General features: G+C 66.9%; 20 protein-coding genes. 10 read left to right on the top strand and 10 right to left on the bottom strand.

Annotated features, from left to right (window positions below; genetic code table 11):
* Positions 1-71: 71 nt before the first annotated feature.
* Complete coding sequence (locus J2X45_RS12510) at positions 72-599, bottom strand: sigma-70 family RNA polymerase sigma factor (protein ID WP_310215151.1); 528 nt, start codon at positions 597-599, stop codon at positions 72-74.
* Positions 600-1499: 900 nt separating this feature from the next.
* Between J2X45_RS12510 and J2X45_RS12505 the strand changes: the two genes are divergently transcribed.
* Positions 1500-1625 (top strand): hypothetical protein, encoded by a 126-nt coding sequence (locus J2X45_RS12505; protein ID WP_310215149.1) that lies wholly within the window; start codon positions 1500-1502, stop codon positions 1623-1625.
* Positions 1626-1677: 52 nt separating this feature from the next.
* Here J2X45_RS12505 and J2X45_RS12500 read toward each other — a convergent pair whose 3' ends face one another.
* The 4 genes from J2X45_RS12500 to J2X45_RS12485 are packed head-to-tail and all read right to left on the bottom strand — an operon-like array spanning position 1678 to position 7403.
* Positions 1678-3969: a CHASE2 domain-containing protein gene (locus J2X45_RS12500; protein WP_310215147.1), complete on the bottom strand. Its 2292-nt coding sequence runs from the start codon at positions 3967-3969 to the stop codon at positions 1678-1680.
* Positions 3966-5339, bottom strand: a complete 1374-nt coding sequence (locus J2X45_RS12495) for a FecR domain-containing protein (RefSeq protein WP_310215145.1) — start codon at positions 5337-5339, stop codon at positions 3966-3968. Before J2X45_RS12495 ends, J2X45_RS12500 begins: the two co-directional genes overlap by 4 nt.
* On the bottom strand, positions 5306-6118 hold the full coding sequence (locus tag J2X45_RS12490) for a response regulator transcription factor (protein WP_310215144.1): 813 nt from the start codon (positions 6116-6118) through the stop codon (positions 5306-5308). The genes J2X45_RS12495 and J2X45_RS12490 overlap by 34 nt, the downstream gene beginning before the upstream one ends.
* Before the next feature lie 55 nt (positions 6119-6173).
* Positions 6174-7403, bottom strand: coding sequence for a winged helix-turn-helix domain-containing protein (locus J2X45_RS12485; RefSeq protein ID WP_310215142.1), 1230 nt, complete (start codon positions 7401-7403; stop codon positions 6174-6176).
* A gap of 119 nt (positions 7404-7522) precedes the next feature.
* Here J2X45_RS12485 and J2X45_RS12480 point away from each other — a divergent pair, with 119 nt between their 5' ends.
* The gene (locus tag J2X45_RS12480; protein WP_310215139.1) at positions 7523-8368 is read left to right on the top strand and encodes an aldose 1-epimerase; all 846 of its coding nucleotides are present in this window, start codon (positions 7523-7525) and stop codon (positions 8366-8368) included.
* Here J2X45_RS12480 and J2X45_RS12475 read toward each other — a convergent pair.
* On the bottom strand, positions 8358-9659 hold the full coding sequence (locus J2X45_RS12475) for a lytic murein transglycosylase (protein WP_310215136.1): 1302 nt from the start codon (positions 9657-9659) through the stop codon (positions 8358-8360). The two genes, J2X45_RS12480 and J2X45_RS12475, sit on opposite strands and share 11 nt — an antisense overlap.
* 209 nt (positions 9660-9868) lie before the next feature.
* Between J2X45_RS12475 and ykgO the strand changes: the two genes are divergently transcribed.
* The 5 genes from ykgO (at position 9869) to J2X45_RS12450 (ending at position 12129) form a co-directional block, all read left to right on the top strand.
* Complete coding sequence (gene ykgO / locus J2X45_RS12470; RefSeq protein WP_004616427.1) at positions 9869-9994, top strand: type B 50S ribosomal protein L36; 126 nt, start codon at positions 9869-9871, stop codon at positions 9992-9994.
* On the top strand, positions 9994-10611 hold the full coding sequence (locus J2X45_RS12465) for an HAD family phosphatase (RefSeq protein ID WP_310215131.1): 618 nt from the start codon (positions 9994-9996) through the stop codon (positions 10609-10611). The genes ykgO and J2X45_RS12465 overlap by 1 nt, the downstream gene beginning before the upstream one ends.
* Positions 10612-10711: 100 nt before the next feature.
* On the top strand, positions 10712-10981 hold the full coding sequence (locus J2X45_RS12460) for a DUF2312 domain-containing protein (protein ID WP_010921151.1): 270 nt from the start codon (positions 10712-10714) through the stop codon (positions 10979-10981).
* Between the two features lie 47 nt (positions 10982-11028).
* Entirely contained in the window at positions 11029-11364 is a 336-nt protein-coding gene (locus J2X45_RS12455; protein ID WP_310215126.1) for a hypothetical protein, read from the top strand.
* Between the two features lie 300 nt (positions 11365-11664).
* Positions 11665-12129 (top strand): hypothetical protein, encoded by a 465-nt coding sequence (locus tag J2X45_RS12450; RefSeq protein ID WP_310215124.1) that lies wholly within the window; start codon positions 11665-11667, stop codon positions 12127-12129.
* 28 nt (positions 12130-12157) lie between these two features.
* Here the strand turns inward: J2X45_RS12450 and J2X45_RS12445 are convergent, their stop codons facing one another.
* The gene (locus J2X45_RS12445) at positions 12158-12259 is read right to left on the bottom strand and encodes a hypothetical protein (protein ID WP_310215122.1); all 102 of its coding nucleotides are present in this window, start codon (positions 12257-12259) and stop codon (positions 12158-12160) included.
* On the bottom strand, positions 12259-13725 hold the full coding sequence (locus J2X45_RS12440; protein ID WP_310215121.1) for a sigma-54 dependent transcriptional regulator: 1467 nt from the start codon (positions 13723-13725) through the stop codon (positions 12259-12261). The genes J2X45_RS12445 and J2X45_RS12440 overlap by 1 nt, the downstream gene beginning before the upstream one ends.
* Positions 13726-14011: 286 nt before the next feature.
* Here J2X45_RS12440 and J2X45_RS12435 point away from each other — a divergent pair, with 286 nt between their 5' ends.
* The 3 genes from J2X45_RS12435 to J2X45_RS12425 are packed head-to-tail and all read left to right on the top strand — an operon-like array spanning position 14012 to position 17868.
* Entirely contained in the window at positions 14012-14659 is a 648-nt protein-coding gene (locus J2X45_RS12435) for a hypothetical protein (RefSeq protein ID WP_310215118.1), read from the top strand.
* A gap of 56 nt (positions 14660-14715) precedes the next feature.
* Complete coding sequence (locus tag J2X45_RS12430; RefSeq protein WP_310215115.1) at positions 14716-16506, top strand: M3 family oligoendopeptidase; 1791 nt, start codon at positions 14716-14718, stop codon at positions 16504-16506.
* 6 nt (positions 16507-16512) lie between these two features.
* Positions 16513-17868, top strand: a complete 1356-nt coding sequence (locus J2X45_RS12425; RefSeq protein ID WP_310215114.1) for an AarF/UbiB family protein — start codon at positions 16513-16515, stop codon at positions 17866-17868.
* Positions 17869-17901: 33 nt separating this feature from the next.
* On the opposite strand, the gene J2X45_RS12420 is transcribed toward J2X45_RS12425, so the two are convergent.
* Both J2X45_RS12420 and J2X45_RS12415 read right to left on the bottom strand, forming a co-directional pair.
* Entirely contained in the window at positions 17902-18489 is a 588-nt protein-coding gene (locus J2X45_RS12420; protein ID WP_310215113.1) for a hypothetical protein, read from the bottom strand.
* Complete coding sequence (locus J2X45_RS12415) at positions 18479-18979, bottom strand: RNA polymerase sigma factor (protein ID WP_310215112.1); 501 nt, start codon at positions 18977-18979, stop codon at positions 18479-18481. The genes J2X45_RS12420 and J2X45_RS12415 overlap by 11 nt, the downstream gene beginning before the upstream one ends.
* Positions 18980-19030: the final 51 nt, after the last annotated feature.

The following is a 19030-nucleotide window of genomic DNA, read 5'->3' as shown; positions in this document are numbered from 1 at the left end:
ACGAGGATCCATCATCCCCAAAAGGCTCGACGTCGCCAAAGAGCCCCGTCCCCCATGTGACTGTGCATAAATCAACGAAGTCGCCTCGTCAGCGTCGTCAGGGCTGAACTGATATGCTTTTCGACTGTGCTCACGCTGATGTTCATTCGACGGGCGGTTTCGGCGTGCCCCAGCCCTTCCAGCTTGTGCAAGGTGAACGCCCACCTGGTCTTTTCCGGAAGCTCCGCGACCGCTTCGACCAGCTCGCGCAGCCGCTGACGGCTATCGACAACCTCGTCCGCAGCGGGCTGGTCGGCGACGTCCTGTCCCGCCAGGACCGTGATGTTGACGTCGCGCCAGTCGGTGTCGCGGGCGCCGGCGCGCTTCTGACTGCGCAGGCGGTCCAGCATGAGGTTCGAGCCAATGCGATGGAGCAGGGCGGCCGGACTTTCGATCGGGCCGGCGATCTCCATCCCGCTGATGCGAAGGTACAGGTCCTGGACCAGATCCTCGGCCTCCGCGCGCGAGTTGAGGCGCGCAGCGAAGAAGCGAACCAGATTGGCTCGCTTTTCCGCATACAGACCTAGCAACACGGCCTTGGGCGCGTCCGTGTCGCTCAAGAGATCACTCACGTTCGGCAACCATCGCCATCCCCTCGAAGCGCAGCAATACCCATCTTTTTGGCGGAAAGAAGATACAAACTTGCGGGCGAGCGCATGCCGCTCTCAGCGCCTCGCGACGTCCGGCGCTCAGGGCGGCCGGCGCCAGGGCAATGTAATGTATTGTAAAATGGGCGTCATGATCGCTGGTCGGGCGACCGTTCCTGTCCTTTAACCATCGCTCGGGGTTTGGGAGAACGCGATGACGCGGAGCAGGACAAGCGCCTGGCCGCGCTTACGGGCGCAGATGGCGCGGCACGAAATGGGCTCGACGAGCAGCAAGATCGCCCGGCGAGAACCCCAGAGGTCCCACCACGTCGATGGCGAGCCAAGGCACGGCCTCTCGCGCTGCGGCCTGGCGCTTGTCAGCGTGCTTGCGTCTCTAGCGCTTTGGGGTGGGATCGCTTGGGCCTGGTCGGTGTTGAGACTGCTGCTGAGGTGATCTCGCAACTGTGCTACCATCCAGCCCGCATGATGGGGCGACAGACAATGCATGAACCGATCGTCCTTTTGCTTCTATGCGCAGGTTTGGTAGGCGGCTGCGCTTCGCCGCGCGCGATCGGGCGGGGGGATTTGACGGCCTTAACGGGAGCGTCTGCGATGGCCCATAGCGGTCTCGCCACGAGCCCGGAGGACGCCTATGCGGGCGCAGTCCAGAGGAGCGTTCTGGATCGGCTGGGCGCGGCCCAAAACGCTAGTGCGCCTCTTTTTCTGGTGCAGGTCGGGGTCGCCCGCTCGCTGCCCGGGGTCGGCGTATCCAGCGCCGCCGACCCATCGGACGCCCAAGCTTGGCGTAGCGCGGGCGCCGCCGAGCCTTGGTGGCGGTTTTGGGCGAGATCGGGAAGCAGGCGTGCTGTCACCATGGCCGTGATTGATACGCGAAACGGCAAGACCATTGCGTGGGCTTCTACGGAGGTCCGCGACGAGTCGCCCGAGATCATCGCCGAGCGGCTTCTCAACGCCTTGGACAGCGCCCCTAAACCCTAGATCGTTGGGTTGGCCGTTGCGCGATCCAGTGCTGGCGGGGCTGTAGATCTGTTCAGCGGGTTTGGGCTGCTGACGCGCTGTGCCGTGGCAACCGCACCGTGAACTCCGCGCCAACGCCCTGTTCGCTGCGGCACGAGACCTTGCCCCCATGCCGAGCGACAGCGGCCTGTACGAACGCCAGGCCGAGGCCGACGCCGTTGCCGGCCAGCGCGTGGCCGGGGCGCTCGAAGCGCTGGAAGGGGCGGAAGGCGGTCGCGGCCTCCTCGCGTGAGAACCCTGGTCCCTGATCGGCGATGGCGACGCTGACGAGCGGGCCGCTGGCGGAAGGCTGCTCGGACAGGGTGACCGTGATCGTCGATCCCGTCGGGCTATACTTCACGGCATTGCCGAGTAGGTTCACCAGGGTCCGCGCCAGCACGCTCCGATCCCCCAAGACCATCAGGGGCGCCTCGCCGCCAACCTGTTCGATGCGGATTTTCCGCTGCAGCGATTGGGGCCAGACCTCGTCGATCGCCTCGACCGCCACATCCGCCAGATCCAGCGGCTCCAGCGACACCGGCGTCACCTCGGCGCGCGCGAGCTGCACGAAGCCGTCGGCCAGGGCGAGCGTGCGGCGCGCGTAGGCGGCGATGCGGTCGGCCGTTTCCTCAGGTAAGTCGGGCGTGGTGGCCAGCAGGGCCAGGATCGAGGTTTGCGGCGAGCGCATGTCGTGGGTCAGCAACTGCAACGCCTGTTCGCGCTGGCGCATCGCAGCGGTCAGGATCGATATGTCGGCGAGCCGCACGATCCATCCCGCCGGCGCGCCCCGTTCGTCGCGGCGAAACACCGTCTGCAGTTGGAAGGCTCGCCCGTCGGGCAGGTGCAGGTCGATTGCGTCGTGCCGATCCGTGGCCTGGGGCCAGTCCAGTTCAAAGCGGCGACCAAGAGGGTCCAGAAGATTGATCAGATCCGCCAGCGACGCCCCGTTCAAGGCTGTCTGGTGGGGTCTGAACAGGGTCTGGGCCGCAGCGTTCGCCGCGATGACCCGGCCCCGCTCATCCGCCACAAGCGTCGCGTCCGGAAGGCTGAACAGGGCGTCAGCGGAAAAGCGGCGCAGGTCGTCCATATGCGTGATCGCCTCGCCGAGGCTGGAGGCTTGGCGCGTGACGACGTCGCCGGCGAACGCGGTCGCCGGGGCGATCCGCCCGCGCACGACGGACCGAACCCGCGCAAGCTCGCGGCCGATCACGTCGTTGACGCGCCCCAGTTGGCCCCAGCCCCAAAGCAGGGCGACCAGCTTCAGTCCGACGACCGTGGCGATTGGCGAAAGCCAGATATGGCCCAGCCAGAAGAGGGCGGCGGAGTAGCCCAGGCCCACCAGACAAAGGCCAATGGTGAGCAGGAGGTTGGCGCGCGGCGGCAGAGCCAGAAAGCCGATCATCAGCAGCCAGAGCAATGTCAGGCTGAAGGCTGCTCGGCTCCATGGGCCCGCAGGTTTTATCATGCGGCCATGGCGCAGCGCGTCCAGAATACTGGCCTGCAATTGCACCCCGGTCATGCTGGCGGCGTCCGGCGTGACCGGGGTGGGGAAAGCGGGGCCAAGGCCCGGCGCGGTCAGGCCGACGAACACCGTGCGTCCGGCGATCAGTTCGCGGGGGACCTCGCCGTCGAGCACGCTCGCGAAGCTGACATGGCGGTAGATTGACGGTGGCCCAGCGAAGGAGATCAGAAGCGTCTGGTCGTCGCCCCGCGTCACGTCCGGTGAGCCGGTCGGACGTGTAGCCCGGTGAACCACAGTCATCATGTCCGGCTTGAGGTTCGGCCCGTTGGCCTCGAACGGCGCCATGCGACGCACCACGCCGTCATCGTCGAAACGAACGTGCGCCAAGCCTACGCCGGCGGCGCCCCGGGCGATCTGGGGGATCGAGCCAACGATGCGCGATGGCGCGTCCTGACTTTCATCGATCAGGAACTCCGGGAGATACACCCGTCCTGACCGGGCGATGGCCTCGCCCAGGGCGCGGTCCTGCGCCGGATCGCGCGCGGGCTGGCTGAACAGCACGTCGTAGACGATGGCGCGTGCGTCCGCCTGGCTCAGTTGGTCGATCATTCGCGCATGGGCGTCTCGCGACCAAGGCCACGCCCCCATTCGGGCGAGGCTGCGATCATCGATGTCGACAATCAGAATCGAGTCGTCGGCGGGGCGCGTATTGGCGCGCGCCAGGACGTCATAAAGGACGTTGTCGACCCGAGTGGGCGGACTGACCGCCAGCAGCGCGAACACAAGACTGGCGGCGATCGCCAGCCAGAGCCACGACAGCCGACGATCGCTGGAGCGTGACGGCCGGGAGGCGGACGACTTCACTTTCCGATCTGCAGCTGTTGCAGCGGCCCCTGCTTCTCGGTCATCACGCCATCCTTGAAGCGCAGCGCGGTCACTCGCCAGGCATAGGCGCCGGGCGGCAGGTCGGTGAGCGTGAGGAGCGGCTCGGTCAGGCCTGGCTGATCGACCACCGGGCTCTTCATGTCGCCTGCGGCGAACATCTGGAACCTGTAGTTTCGGACGCCGTCGCCCGAGGAGCTCCAACGGAACAGGAACTTGCGCTGCTTGCCGTCGCGGCTGTCGCCGGGCGTCGCGGCGTCCAGCGTGTCGAGGTCGCGATCGAAACTGTAATCGGCCGGGAAACCTTCCAGGCCGCCGGGATCTATGGCGGTCAGGCGTACGAAGTAGGTGCCATTGGCGACCTGACCGAAGTCGGCGATGGGATTTCGCTGAGAGGTGGTCTGGGTTGTCGCCTCGGCGAAAATGTCGATGAAGCCGGCGTCGCGGGCCAGCAGCAAGCGGTATGACGCCGCCCCCTCCACGGGCTCCAGGCTGAAGCGGACCAGGGCGTCGCTCTGGGTTTGGCCGCCGGCGCCCAGCTTCGGCGCTGGCAGAAGCTCGACCGGCGCGCTGACGCCGTCGGTTGATGCGCTGACGCCGAAACCGGCCTCAATGGGCGCGCCTTCTGTTGCGCTGGCGCCGGCATCGACGCCGACGGCGCCCTTCAGGACTTCAGTCTGCGCCCTGTCGGCGGCGGCGCCGACGCGGAACTCCGTGCCGCGGACAGCCGAGACCGACACCGGGGTGCGCACCTCGAAGCGAGCGCCCGGCGTGGGCGTCGGAGTCGCCGAGATGGTGCCCTTGCCTTGCTCCAGCTGGAACACCCGCTGGGGGGCGTTGTTGATCAGCACCTGACGTAGCTTGGCGATCCGCACCCGCGTATTCGAGGGCAGGGTCACGCGGGACGCGTCTTCCAGTTCAAAGGTGGCGAAGGCGCCGGGACCGGTGATGATCCACTGACCTTCCGACAGTGGCATGCCGACACGCGCCGGGGCTCTCTGGCCGTTCGTCTCGATCTGCACCGGGCCGGTGAAAGCCGATAGCGTCGCGGCGATCGGTGTCGACTTCAGGAGGTTGGGGTCGATATTGAGCCGCGAGCCTGGCCGGAGTCGTCGCGGCTCCTGAACCCCATTGGCCTTCTGGACCCGGCGGTAGTCGCTGGGCCGGTTCAGATAGGCCTGGCCCAGGCCGATCAAGGTGTCGCCCGGCTTGACGACATAGGACACAGGCGGTTCGGCAGCCTGGGTCTGCGCCCAGGCGTTCGTCGCGCCTGACAGCGCCAGAACCAGGAGACTCGCGCCTGCGGCCTTGATCATGCTCAGTCTCCCCCGCCCGCCGTATCCGGGTCGCATGCTTCAAGACGATAGCCGAAACCGTAGACCGTGCTCAGCCGGAAACCGTTGCTGGGACGCAGATGCAGCTTTGAGCGCAGTCGTGACACATGGGCGTCGAGGGTGCGCGTCTCGAGGTCAGGTCTTTGTCCCCAGATGCGTCGCAACAGGTATTCGCGCGACAGGGGGCGTGACAAATTGCTGAACAGCAGCGAAGCCAGTTGAAACTCCTTGGGCGTCAGGGTCTCGACATGCCCGTTCCAGCCGGCGGTCTGAGCGCCGGGGTCTAGGCGATACTGGCCATACTGTTCGGTCTGAGGTTGGGACGGCGGGCGGTGGATGCGGCGAACCACGGCGTTGACGCGCGCCAGCAGCACCTGCGGCTGCAAGGGCTTGACGATATAGTCGTCCGCGCCGGCGTTCAGCCCCTCCACAAGGTCGGCCTCCACCGAGCGGCTGGTCAGCAGCAGGACGGGCGGCGCGGTCAAGGGATCGTCACGGAGAAGCTTCAGCGTCTCCACGCCCGACAGCTCGGGCATGTTCCAATCCAAAATGATCAGATCGAAAGTCTGCTTGCGCAGTTCCGCCAGCAGGCGCGAAGGCGAGGTGAAGCTGGTGCAGACGAAGCCGGCGGGATCCAATACCGAAGCCACAAGCGCATTGTGACTTTGGTCGTCGTCGAGCAGGGCGACTTTCATAAGCTCACTTAAGCTGGGAAGTGGCGCGTCCCGCGGGGGAGCGGAACGCGCCGCGGGCGACTCGCCGTCGGTGGGGCGACAAGCAGGCGTCCAGCTCTTCATCTGTACCTTGCTCCGCCCCTGCGCGCTCGACCTGAGGCGGCATTTTTACAATGGTTTACAGTCCGGTCGAGCCACCTTCGGCGTGCGAGCCGACGGCCAAACCCACGGCGGGGGCGAGGTCGCCGACGGACCTGACCTCGACGGCACGAAGACCGAGCCACCGGGCCATAAGCGCCAGCTCCGCCGCCAGCGCTCCGGGGGTCTCCGTGTCGGCATGGCGCTCAGCATGCGCCGCAAGCACCAACAACCGCCCCGTCTTTCGATCGGCTTTCAGGTCCACGCGCGCGGTGATCTGTTCGTTCTGAAGGAAAGGCAGGACATAATAGCCGTGGATCCGCTTATGGGCCGGCGTGTAGATTTCAAGGCGCACGCGCACGTCGAACAGGCGCTCGGCGCGCTCGCGAAACCAGATCAGATTGTCGAACGGCGAGAGCAGGGCGGCGGTCTTGATTGCGCGCGGGCGCCGGGCTTCAGGCCAGAGATAGGCGGGCTGATCCCACCCCTTCACGTTGACGGGGAGGAGGGCTCCTTCGGCGGCCAGGGCCGCGACGCCCTCGCGCGCATCGGCGAGGTTCAGGCGGAAATAGTCGCGCAGATCGCGTTCCGTCGCGACGCCCATCGCCCGGGCGGCGATCTTGAGCAGCCCGCGGCAGGCCTCGCCACGTTCAGGCGTCGGCGTTTCGTGGATGGCCTTGGGCAAGACCCGCTCCGGGAGATCGTAAACGCGCTCGAAGGCGCCGCGCCGGGTGGCTGTGGTCAGTCGGCCTGTCCAGAACAGGCATTCCATCGCGCGTTTGCCCTCGCTCCAGCCCCACCAGCCGCCCGCGCCCTTCGCGCCAAGCTCCAGGTCCGATGCGGCGAGCGGGCCGCGCTGGTCGACAGCGCGCAGGGCCTCATCGATGAAATCCGCGTGGCTCCGCAGGAAGCTCGCGACGTTCTTCCAGACGCCCGCGCCATCCCGCGCGTCCTGCATCCGCCAGCGCAGCAGGGGGTGGGTGGCGAGCGGGGTCAACGACGCTTCGTGGGCCCAGTACTCGGCGAGAGCGGGCTTGCGGCCCCAGGCGAGGTCCTCAAGTACAGCGCGGTCATAGGGCCCCAGGCGGGAGAAGAACGGCAGGTAGTGCGATCGCGAGACGACATTGACGGAGTCGATTTGGACGACGCCCAGCGCCTCGATCGTCGAAAGCAGATGGCGCTTCCCCGGCTGGGCTGGGCGAGGGCGGCCGAAGCCTTGCGCCGCCAGCGCGATGCGTCGCGCTTCATGCGCGGAGAGAATTTCGACCATGGCCTCAGTTGAGCTTGGCCAGTACGGGCGCGCAAGTCTCTGCGACCGCTACCATGAGGCTTGGCCTCGGCGTCGAACGCCCCTACCGATGCGGCGATCGGTTCCTGGGAGAGCGCAGCATGGTCGCTATCGAGAAAGGCGGAGCCTGCCTGGTGCTGGCGCCGGAAGTCGGCGGCGCGGTGGCGGCGTTTACGGTCGGCGGGCGCCACGTCTTGAGGCCGATGGGGGCGGGCGCTGTCGACGCCTTGCTGACGGCGAGCTTCCCGCTGGTTCCGTTCTGCAATCGCATTCCGAACGGCCAGTTCGTGTCTGACGGCCGAACGGTCGTCTTGCCGCCGAACCTTCAGGGGCACCCGCACCCGCTGCATGGCCAAGGCTGGCGCGCGCCCTGGACCGTCGAGAGCGCTGAGGGCGGAGTGGCTGTCTTGGCCTTCGACCATGTACCCGGCGATTGGCCCTGGTCGTATCGTGCCGAGCAGGCCTTTGAACTGCGCGAGACGGGCTTTCGGGTCACTCTGACGGTCATCAACACCGGTGAGGAGGTCATGCCCGCAGGCCTGGGTTTCCATCCCTACTTTCCGGCCAGGCCTGGCGAGCGCCTGACGGCGTTCAACGACGGGGTCTGGCTTATCGACGCCGACGTCTTGCCTACTGTGCGCCATGAGGGAGCATGGGGACCCGACTGGGCCGCCGGCGCGCCGGTGGCCGGGCACGCGCTGATCGATCACTGCTACACCGGCTGGAACCAGCGCGCGGTGCTGAGCGCGCCGGGTCAGCCGGACACTGTCATCACAGCTTCGGCTGATTGTGCTTGGCTGCACATCTATGTCCCGCCGGGCGAGGGCTACTATTGCGTGGAGCCGTGCGCCAGCCGCCCCAATCCGTTCGGAGAGGGCGAGACGGGCATGATGGCGCTGCGCCCTGGAGAGCGGCGCTCGATCTGGATGGAGATCGCTACGGGCTGATCCCCGCCTGCGCCTTCAGGCGGGCGACCATATCGTTGGACAGATAGCCGTCGGCGGGCAGTTGCTGGCTTTGCTGCCACGCGCGGAGGGCGCGGCGCGTGCCCGCGCCGATCACGCCATCGGCGGGTCCGGGGCTGAAGCCCACCCGCGCCAGGGCGATCTGGGCGGCCATCCGATCCGACATCGACAGCGGCGTCTCCACTGGCCAAGGCGTGATGGGAGCCGCGCCGCCGGCGAACCGGTCAGCCAGCAGACCGATCCCCAGGGCGTAGGACGTGGAGTTGTTGTAGGTCCGGATCGCGAAGTGATTGGGCAAGGCCAGGAACGCCGGCCCCGCCGCGCCGGCCGGCAGGATCAGCATGGCCGGCGAGGCCGCGTCCTGCGCGGTCCAGGGCAGGCCATCGGCGCGCCGCACGCCGCGGGCTTCCCACCAGGCCGGGATCTCCCGAGGGCCTTCTGTGACGGAGTAGTCGAAACCGGGCGGCAGGATGACTTCCTTGGCCCAGCCGACATTTCGCTTCCAACCGCCACGAACCAGCAGGTTGGCGGCGGAGGCCAGGGCGTCGGCGTCTGAACCCCAGATGTCGCGCCGTCCATCGCCGTCAAAGTCAACGGCCGTGGCCCTGAAGCTGGTCGGAATGAACTGGGTCTGGCCCATGGCCCCGGCCCATGAACCCTTGAGCTGGGCGCGTGTGACCTCGCCCGAGTCGATGATCTTCAGGGCCGCGATCAGCTCGCCTTCGGCCCAGGCGCGGCGGCGGCCGTCGGCCGAAAGGCTCACCATCGAGCGCACGACGTCGAAATTGCCCTGGAGCTGCCCGAACGCCGACTCCATGGCCCAGACCGCCAGGAGAATGTCGCGCGGCACGCCGTATCGGCTCTCGATCTCCGCCAGGAAAGCCAACTGTTCGCGCTTGTTGCGGCCGACCGCGACGCGATCTTCGCTGATCACGCCCCGGATATAGTCGCCGACGGGCTTGGAGAACTCGGGTTGGCGGCTGTCGAGACTGATCACTCGGGGATCGGGAGTGACCCCGCCGAGCTCACGATCCAGAAGCTCTGGTGACAATCCCGCCGCCAAGGCGCGGCCGCGGAAGTCCTGCATCCAGGTGTCGAAGGCCAGTTCGCCGGCCGGAACCGGCGTTTGCGGCGTCGGCGCGGGGACGGCGGCCGCCTCGGCCTTGGGCGCGGGCGGCGGTGGCGGGCTGATCGCGGTCAGCGGTCCTTGCGGAGAAGTGTCCGCGCAGCCAGCGAGCAGGAGAACGAGAAAGACGCGACGATCCATGGCCATGGGCTGGAAGCTACCGGGGTTCGCATGAAAGCTTCAATCACAAGCGCGCCAGACGCGTGAAGTTCCCGCCCAACGCCGCGAAAGGGCCCAGAGCGCATTGACTCGGGCCCGTGTCCTGACTATACGCACCGCCTCCGAAACACCCGGACGTTCCGGCCGTCGACTTGTGCGCGCCCGAACCTCTCCGCTGAGTACAGACAGAGACGGTCATGAAGGTTCGCAGCTCGCTGAAGTCGCTCAAGGGTCGCCACCGCGACTGCAAGATGGTCCGCCGCAAGGGCGTGATCTACATCATCAACAAGACCGACCCGCGCTTTAAGGCCAAGCAAGGCTGATGACGCGCCCTCGTCCCAGAGCCGTTCTCTGGGATGTCGGCAACGTCATCGTGCGCTGGGACCCCCGCGCACTGTATGCGAAGATCTTCAGGGAACCGGCCGAACTCGACCGGTTCCTTTCGCACGTCTGCACCCTGGATTGGCATGTCGAGCATGATCGCGGCGTCTCGTTTGCCGACAACGCCGCACCGCTGATCGACCGCTTCCCCGAACATGCGGAGCACATCCGGGCCTGGGATGAGCGGTTCGCCGAGATGCTGTCCGGGCCCATCCCCGAGACGGCTGCGGTCATCGAGGCGTTGGCCGGCCGTGACGTGCCGCAGTTCGCCCTTACCAACATGCCGCAAAGCAAATGGCCGATCGTCCAGGCGATTTCGCCCGCGCACTTCGGCTATTTTCGGGACGCGGTGGTTTCCGGCGATGAAGGCGTGATCAAGCCCGCCGCCAGAATCTACGAGATCGTTCTCGAGCGCACAGGCCTGTCGGCGCACGATCTCCTGTTTGTCGACGATAGCGCGGCCAACATCGCCGCAGCCCGGGATATGGGCTTTCACACCCATCACTTCACCGAGCCTGGCGCCTTGCGCAACGCGGTCGCCGGCCACGGCCTGCTCTAGGCAGGATCAGTTCGTCGCAGGCGGAATCGCGCTTCCCAGCAGGCCGCCTTCGCACTAGGTTCCGCGCCTCCTGAATTCCTGACTTTCGCGAGACGCTCCCATGGCCGACGACGCCATTCCCCACACCGACGTCCTGAACTCGACCGCCCAGGGCCAGCTCAAGTCGATCATCGAGCGCGTCGAGCGTCTCGAAGTCGAGAAGGCCGAGATCATGGAGCAGATCAAGGAAGTCTACGCCGAGGCCAAGGGCAACGGCTTCGACGTCAAGGTGCTCAAGAAGGTCGTCCGCATCCGCAAGCAGGACCGCGCCAAGCGCCAGGAAGAAGACGCGATCCTGGACCTCTATCTGTCGGCCATCGGCGAAATCTAGGTTTTTCAGCGTGCTTTGGCGTGCGGGGTGCGGGATAGTCTCCAGCCATGCGCGCCAAGCCGCCTGACCCCAAGGAACAAGCCAAACGCGCGGCGCTGAACGCCCTGAAGCGCGCCCGCCGCGCGGCTGAAAAGTCCGGCGTAGAGCTCTCCGAGTGGGAGGGCGAGTTCCTGAGCAGCGTCGCGCAGCGGGTAGAGACCTACGGACGCGCCTTCGCCGATCCGGAGAAGGGTTCTCGAGGCCAGGCGCTCTCGGGCAACCAGACGATCAAGCTCAAGGAAATCGTCCGGAAGGCCAAGGGCGAGAAGAAGCCCATGAGGCGTGGCAAGGGCTTTGGACAGTCGAGCCGCACTCCGGTCACCACCTCTCAAGACGACGATTGATCTGCGGTTCGCAGGGCGCTAGAGGGCGTGCTGCGTCGCGCAATTTCCCCGTGCGACACGCCTATCCCCACAATCTGGAATTTTCGTCCCAAAGGCTTACCAAAAACTGCTGTTCGTTGAACTGCGTTAAGGTGTTGGTAACCGCTCGGCGGCAAAATGTGAACAATTGTAAAGAGTTAACAGTTTTCTTGTTGTGAGGCTCTGGGCTGCGGGCGGTACGCGGTTCCAGGATCGAAGCGCGCGGGGCGTTCCCCTGCGGCGGGCGCTGCGTGTCCTCACGACGTCTCGGAACTAAGGACAATGGCGACCACATATCAATATCTGCTGCGCCGTAAGGCGGAGCTGGAATCCCGCATGGTTGAAGCTCAACGGCGGGCGCAAGCCCCGTTTGAGAGCGAACTCAGAGCCATTCTCCTGGCGTTGGACGCGCTGCGACAGGCCGGCATGGCCGAGCGTCTGACGACAGGCGAGGCGCCCGCCTTCGCGCCGCCGACGCCAGGCAAACGCGGCCGTCGCGGTCGCTCGACCCGTGACATGATCCTGATGACCTTGGCCCAGGCGCCGGGTCTCAATGAGGCGGAGATCGCCCGCCAGCTGGATCACCGCTGGAGTCGCCCGATTACGCCCGCTCTGGTGGGGCGAGAACTCGAACCCCTTGAGATCGAGGGGCTGGTGAGACGCTCCGGCGCCGGATGGGTCAGGGTCGAAGAGCCAGCCGACCGGGAGGAAGCGCGGGAGAGTTTTCTCGCAGCGTCGGGCCACTGAGATTGCGGAGGCCGGGACTCCCGGCCTCTCAGGTCTTGGCTGAAATCTGTTTGGGGTTCGCGCGGACGGGTTTCAGCAGCGCCTTCAGGCGCTGTTCGCGTGATAGCGGCCGAAGGATCAGCGGGCTCATCAGCCCGCTTCCTTCATGTCGACCTCGATGCCCTGCTCGCGAACCTTGCGATAGAGGGTCGAGCGACCAATGCCGAGGCGGCGCGCCACCTCGCTCATATGGCCGGCGTAAACATCGATCGCGTGCTGGATCAGGTCGCGCTCGATCTCTTCCAGCGTGCGCAGATGACCGCGATCATCAAGAATACGCACGGGCGCATCGCCGATAGAGGCGGCCATGGCGGCGTGAGTGGCCTGTAGCAGCGCCGCTGGCGGCGGTGCGGGCGCAATCGAGACGGCCTCGATCGGCGCGGCCAGGCCCGAGATCGCCGGGAAGTCGAACGGCTGCAGATAGGGCGCGTCCGCGAGGACAATGGCGCGATAAACCGTGTTTTCCAGCTGGCGCACGTTGCCGGGCCAATCGAAGGCGGTCAGCAGTTGCATCGTCTCGGGCGCGGCGCCGATAACGCGCTTGCCCTCCTCGACGTTGAACCGGCGAATGAACGCCTCGACGAGCGCCGGGATGTCCTCGCGGCGCTCGCGCAGCGACGGCGCCTCGATCGGGAAGACGTTCAGGCGGTAGAAGAGGTCTTCGCGGAAGCGGCCGGCCGAGACGGCCTGCTGCAGGTCGCGATTGGTGGCCGAGACGATACGGACGTCGACCTTGATCGAGCGCTTGGAACCGATCGGGTCGATCTCGCCCTCCTGGAGGGCGCGCAGCAGCTTGACCTGCATGTCCAGCGGCAGCTCGCCGACCTCGTCGAGGAACAGGGTGCCGCCGTCGGCTTCCTTGAACTTGCCCAGGTGTTTGTCGGTGGCGCCGGTGAACGAGCCCTTCTCGTGGCCGAACAGGATCGATTCCACCAGGTTTTCCGGGATCGCGCCGCAGTTCACGGCCACGAACGGCTTGCCGGCCCGATCCGAAGAGCCATGGACGGCGCGGGCGATCAGCTCCTTGCCAACGCCGCTTTCGCCCGTGATCAGCACGGGAATGCTGCTCTTGGCGGCGCGTTCGCCCATACGCTTGACCATGGTCATCACCGGCGACGCGCCGATGAGGTCAGCGAAGGTGGTCTTTCCGCCCGCGCGCTTGGTCAAGCGCTCCACCTCACCCTTCAGGTCGCCCATCGACAGGGCGTTGCGGATCGACACGGTGATCCGCTCAGGCGAGGCGGGCTTGATAAAGAAGTCGCAGGCGCCGGCCTGCATGGCCTTGACCACGGTGTCGACGCCGCCGCTGGCGGTCAGCACGATCACGGGCTGCTGAAAGCCGCGCGCGCGCATTTCCTTGAGCGTGTCCTGACCGTTCAGGCCGGGCATGACGAGGTCGAGCAGGATCACGTCAGCGGGTGCGCCCGACGTCAGGTGCGCGATCGCCGCGTCACCGCCTTCAGCGTGCGAGACCGCGAACCCGTCGCGCTCGAGCACCGCTTGAATCAGCCGACGTTGTGTCGGGTCGTCATCGACGACAAGGACCGTTTTGGTCATTGGGCACATCCACCAGAACCGGCCATGCCCACATGGAGCAGGGCTCTTGTTGGTTCAGAGTGATACAGGTCGTCGGTAAACACCGGCTTTCGCAGAGGTGTCGCGAAACTTAAATGTTATAGTTAACAGTAACTTCCGTGCGCGACGGCGCGTGGCGGACGGACAGAGCAGGGCCGATCGGTTGCGCCTTCGCATCGGGCGCGGCTGGACTTCCTGGACGTCGCCGAGGATCGTGGCCCCAGGGCCCGCCAGAGCGCGAGGTCTGAAGCCAAGGGCGGGGGAAGGCATGTTCGTTGGGCACTATGCAGGCGCGCTCGTCGCCAAGGCGATCGAGCCCCGGGCGCCGCTCTGGAGCTACGTTCTGGCCTGTCAGGCCGTCGATATCGCGTGGGGCGGCCTGATCATCGCAGGCGTCGAGAAGGTGTCTGTGGATCACAGCCTGCCGGGGAGCGCGCTGGTGCTTTCCCATATGCCGTATAGTCATAGCCTTCCGGCCGCCGTTCTCTGGTCCGTGGGCGTGGCGACTGTGCTCGCCTGGCTGCTGAAGCTGCCCCGACGCGCAGGCCTTTTCATCGGCTTGGCGGTGCTCTCGCACTGGCTGCTCGACTTCCTGGTCCATCGTCCCGATCTGCCACTTCTGTGGACCGGACCCAAGGTTGGGCTTGGCCTCTGGAACCACGCGGTTCTGGAGCAGGCCGTCGAGATGGGTCTCCTGGCGATGGCGGCCGCTTCTTGGGCTTGGCGGCGTGGCAGGGAAGGGCTTGGCTGGGGCGGCCCCGTGGTCTTCCTGGGCGTCCTGCTTGTCCTGCAGGTCGTCCCGCTGCTGACGCCGCTGGCCGACGATCCGGTCGGCCTCGGATCTTCGGCCATCGCGACCTACTTGGCTGTAGGCCTCGTGGCGTTCCTCGCAGAGTTCAGGACGCGCAAAGACTGAAGCCTAGGGCGCCCAAGCATTGCGCCTCGGGGGGCGAGAGCCCTATCTGCTGACCTATGAACGCGCCTTTCAAACCCGACGCCCCGCCCGAATGGACTCTGACCGACCTCTACTCCGGCCGTGACGATCCGAGGATCGAGACCGACCTCGCCGCCGCCAAGGCCGCCAATGACGAGTTGGCCTCCCTGGAGGGGATGTTCCTGGAAGCGCGCAAGGAGCCTCAGCGGCTAGGCCTGCTGCTGGATCGCGGGATCAGCCTTTACGAGCAGGCGACCAACGGCCTGTGGAGCGTGGGCGCCTATGCCGGCTTGGCGGCCTCGGTCGCGCGGGACGATCCGGCCTGGGCCAAGTTCGAGGCGGACCTGCGGGCCCGTTCCTCCCAGATCGCCGCCGACAGCCTGTTCTTCACGCTGGAGCTGAACCAGCTGGAAGACCGCGAGATCGCCAAGGCGCTGGAGGCGCATCCCGAGGCCGCGCGCTGGGCGCCGTGGCTGCGCCGGGTGCGCCTGTCACGACCGCACGAGCTGTCGCCGGAGCTGGAGCGGTTCATCGTCGACAAGGCCCCGGCCGTCGCGAACTGGGCGCGGCTGTACGATGAGACGCTGGCCAAGCTGTCCGCCAAGGTCGGCGACGAGACCCTGACTCTCGCCGAAGCCCTTAACCGCCTGTCGGACCCCAGCGTCGACCGCCGCAAGGCCGCCGCCGATGGACTGGCCAGCGCCCTGCAAGAGCGCGCCTCGACCCAGGCGCTGGTCTTGAACACCCTTGCGTTCGAAAAGCAGGTCGAGGACCGCTGGCGGCGCTACGAGACGCCCGCCCAGTCGCGCCACCTGGCCAACGAGGTCGACGCCGACGCGGTGGACGCCTTGGAGCAGGCGGTGGTCGAAGCCTACCCGCGCCTCTCGCACCGCTACTACGCCCTGAAGGCCAAGGTCATGGGCGTTCCGGCGCTCGATTACTGGGACCGCAATGCGCCCCTGACCGCCGCCGCCCCGCGCGCCTACGCCTGGGGCGAGGCCAGGGAGATGGTGCTGGAGAGCTTCCAGGATCTGGCGCCCAAGTTCGCCGACGCCGCCCGCGTTTTCTTCGACAAGCCGTGGATCGATGCGAGGCCCCGTCCGGGGAAGCAATCGGGCGCCTTCGCGCACCCGGTGACGGCCGATCGCCATCCGTTCGTCTTCATGAACTACATGGGCGAGCGGCGCGACGTGCTGACCCTGGCCCACGAGCTGGGCCACGCGGTGCACCAGACCCTGTGCCAACCGCTGGGCACCCTGTTGGCCGACACGCCCCTGACCCTGGCCGAGACGGCGTCGATCTTCGGCGAGGGGCTGGTGTTCGATCGTCTGCTGGCGGAAGCCAGTCCTGAGGACCGCAAGGGGCTGCTGGCCGGCAAGATCGAGGATGGCCTCAACACCGTGGTCCGCCAGATCGCCTTCCACCGGTTCGAGCGCCGCTTCCACGACGCGCGCCAGGACGGCGAGCTCTCGTCGGATCAGATCGGCGCGCTCTGGCTGGACGTCATGGGCGAAAGCCTGGGACCTGCGGTGAAGCTGAACGCCGGCTATGAGCACTACTGGGCCTATGTCAGCCACTTCTGCCACGCGCCGTTCTACGTCTACGCCTACGCCTTCGGGGATCTCCTGGTGCGAGGCCTGATGGAAAAGCGCCGCGAAGACCCCGCGACGTTCGCGCCGCTCTACGAGGATCTCCTCGCGGCGGGCGGCACGCGCACCTATGTGGAAGCCCTTAAGCCGTTTGGCCTGAACCCGCGGGACAAGGCTTTCTGGGCCGCCGGTTGCGCCCAACTCGAGCGGCTGGTGGACGAGTTCGAAACCCTGGTGTGAGGTGACATGGCCGACGACGCCCGCGATCCCGAACGCGACCGACTGACCGGTCGCCTGTCCCGCTTCGCGAAGGTGGGCGCGGGCTTGTCGGGCGCGGCCGTGTCCTACGGCGCCAACCGGATGTTCGGCGGCGATGAGGCCGACGCGCGCAACGCCAAGGCCTTGAAGGCGGCGCTGGGCGGCTTGAAGGGGCCGCTGATGAAGGCGGCGCAGATGTTCGCGACCGTGCCGGATCTCCTGCCGCCCGAGTTCGCCAAGGAGCTGGCCGAGCTTCAGACCAACGCGCCGGCCATGGGCTGGCCGTTCGTTCGTCGACGCATGGCGGCAGAGCTGGGCGCGGACTGGCAGAGCAGGTTCGCCAGCTTCGAGCACGAGGCCGCCGCCGCTGCCTCGCTCGGACAGGTCCACCGCGCAACGACGCACGACGACCGCGCCCTGGCCGTGAAGCTGCAGTATCCGGACATGCAGAGCGCGGTCGAAAGTGATCTTGGCCAGTTGCGCGCGCTGATCGCCCTCATCAAGCGCATGGACGGCGCGCTCGACCCCTCCGAGGCCATTGTCGAGATCGGCGACCGCTTGCGCGAGGAGCTCGACTACGCCCGCGAGGCCAAGCTGATGGCGGTCTACGCCAACTTCTTCGCGGACCGTGCGGACATCCGGACGCCATCGCCTGTGCTGGAGCTTTCAACCGGTCGTTTGCTGTCGATGACCTGGCTGGATGGCCAGGGGCTGCTGGCCTTCAAGACCGCGCCCCAGGCTGTGCGTGACCGGATCGCCGCGTTGCTGTTCGAGGCCTGGTGGAGCCCGATGACCCATCTGGGGATCATCCATGGCGACCCGCATCTTGGGAACTACACCTTTGCCGGGGAGGGCGCCGCGCACCTGAATCTTCTCGATTTCGGCTGCATTCGCATCTTCTCCCCGAAGTTCGTAGCCGGGGTTGTGCGTCTGTACCGTGGGCTCGCCAACGATGATCGCGCCGAGCAGGTCGAGGCCTATCGCAGCTGGGGCTTCCAGGGGCTCAGCGATCCCTTGGTCGACGCCCTGAACGTCTGGGCCCGTTTCATCTACGGCCCGCTGCTGGATGACCGGGTCCGCACCGTGGCCGACGACGTGCCGCCTGGCGAGTACGGCCGCCGCGAGGCGTTCAAGGTGCGCCAGGCGCTCAAGGCCGTCGGCGGCGTCACCATCCCGCGGGAGTTCGTGTTCATGGACCGCGCCGCCATCGGTCTCGGGGCCGCCTTCCTGCACCTGGGCGCCAGCCACAACTGGAAGCAGCTGTTCGAGGCCTCGCTGGAGGGTTTCTCCGAAGAGGCCGTGGCCGCACGCCAGGCCGAGGCGCTGGCGGCGGTGGGGCTGTAGCCGCAGCCGTCCTGTATAGAACGGCGTTGAGGGTTATTCGTACTCCGCCAGCAGACGCTCCAGCCGACGCTGCTCGGGCTTCATCACCCAATAGAAGCGCAGGGTGTTCCAGCCATAGCTGGCCGCCAGGGCGAAGACGCAGAGCGCCATGGCCTGGAATCCGGCGGCGGCGCTCATGCGACCGTCGTCCTTGAGGTGGTCGAAGGCCATCCACAGTGGGAACAGGAACACCGGCGTCAAGGCGCAGAATGTCTTGTAGTTTCGCCGAGCCGCCTGGTTCCGCGCCAGGAGGTTTTCGAGGGTGTCGCGCATCGGCTGGCCCGTGTCGCGCCGACGGGCTCGGAAGCCGTTCCAGAACACGCCGATCAACGCCGCCCAGCAGACGCCCAGCATCGCCAGTCCCGGCCAGTCGTGCGCGAAGGCGTCCCCTCGAGAGGCGGCCACCCCGGCCACGATCGTGAACACGATCATCGCGCCAAAGGGGATCGCCGCCAGCACGAATTCCGTCCTGCGGCGGGCGTTCAACATTGTCATCAGTTCCTCCATCAGCCTGGCCTGCTGCTCTTCGGACGGGCGGTTGGCCTCCGACCGCCAGGCCTGTTCGAGGCGCTCAAAGTCCATCGGCGTCCTCCTTCACCAAGGTCGAGAGCTGCTGGCGCAGGCGGGTCAGCCTCACGCCGACATTGCTCTCCGAAAGCCCGTGCAGCCGTGCGATCTCGGCATAGGGCACGCCGTCCAGCGACAGCAGGACTAGCGACCGCTCGACCGGCGGCAGGGTGCGGATCGCCGCATAAAGGCGTTCCAGGAGCGGACCTTGCGGATCCTCGCCGGCGTCGCGGGCCAGAAGTTCGGCCTCGACCGTCACGCCGCGCAGCCGTCGGCGGACCTCGCCTCGCTTCCAGGTCAGCGCGGCGTTGTGGGCCACGCGGTGGGCGAAGGTCCCGGTCGCGCTCTCCGCACGGAAGCGAGGGCGTGCTCTCCACAGCGCCACGGTCAGCTCCTGCAGCAGGTCGTGCTGATCCGCCGCTTCCGCGAACGCCCGCGCCGTCCGGTGCAGCATCGGCAGATGCGGCGCCAGCCAGTCGGCGAAGTTGTCGTGGTCTCGGCTCAAGCCATCCCCCTGTTTCGAAAGGTTAGACGCCGGCCAGGGCGTCGTCCTTAC

It is taken from the genome of Caulobacter sp. BE264, from assembly GCF_031457805.1.
Classification (GTDB): domain Bacteria; phylum Pseudomonadota; class Alphaproteobacteria; order Caulobacterales; family Caulobacteraceae; genus Caulobacter.
This window is presented reverse-complemented; position numbering and strand designations above follow the sequence as displayed.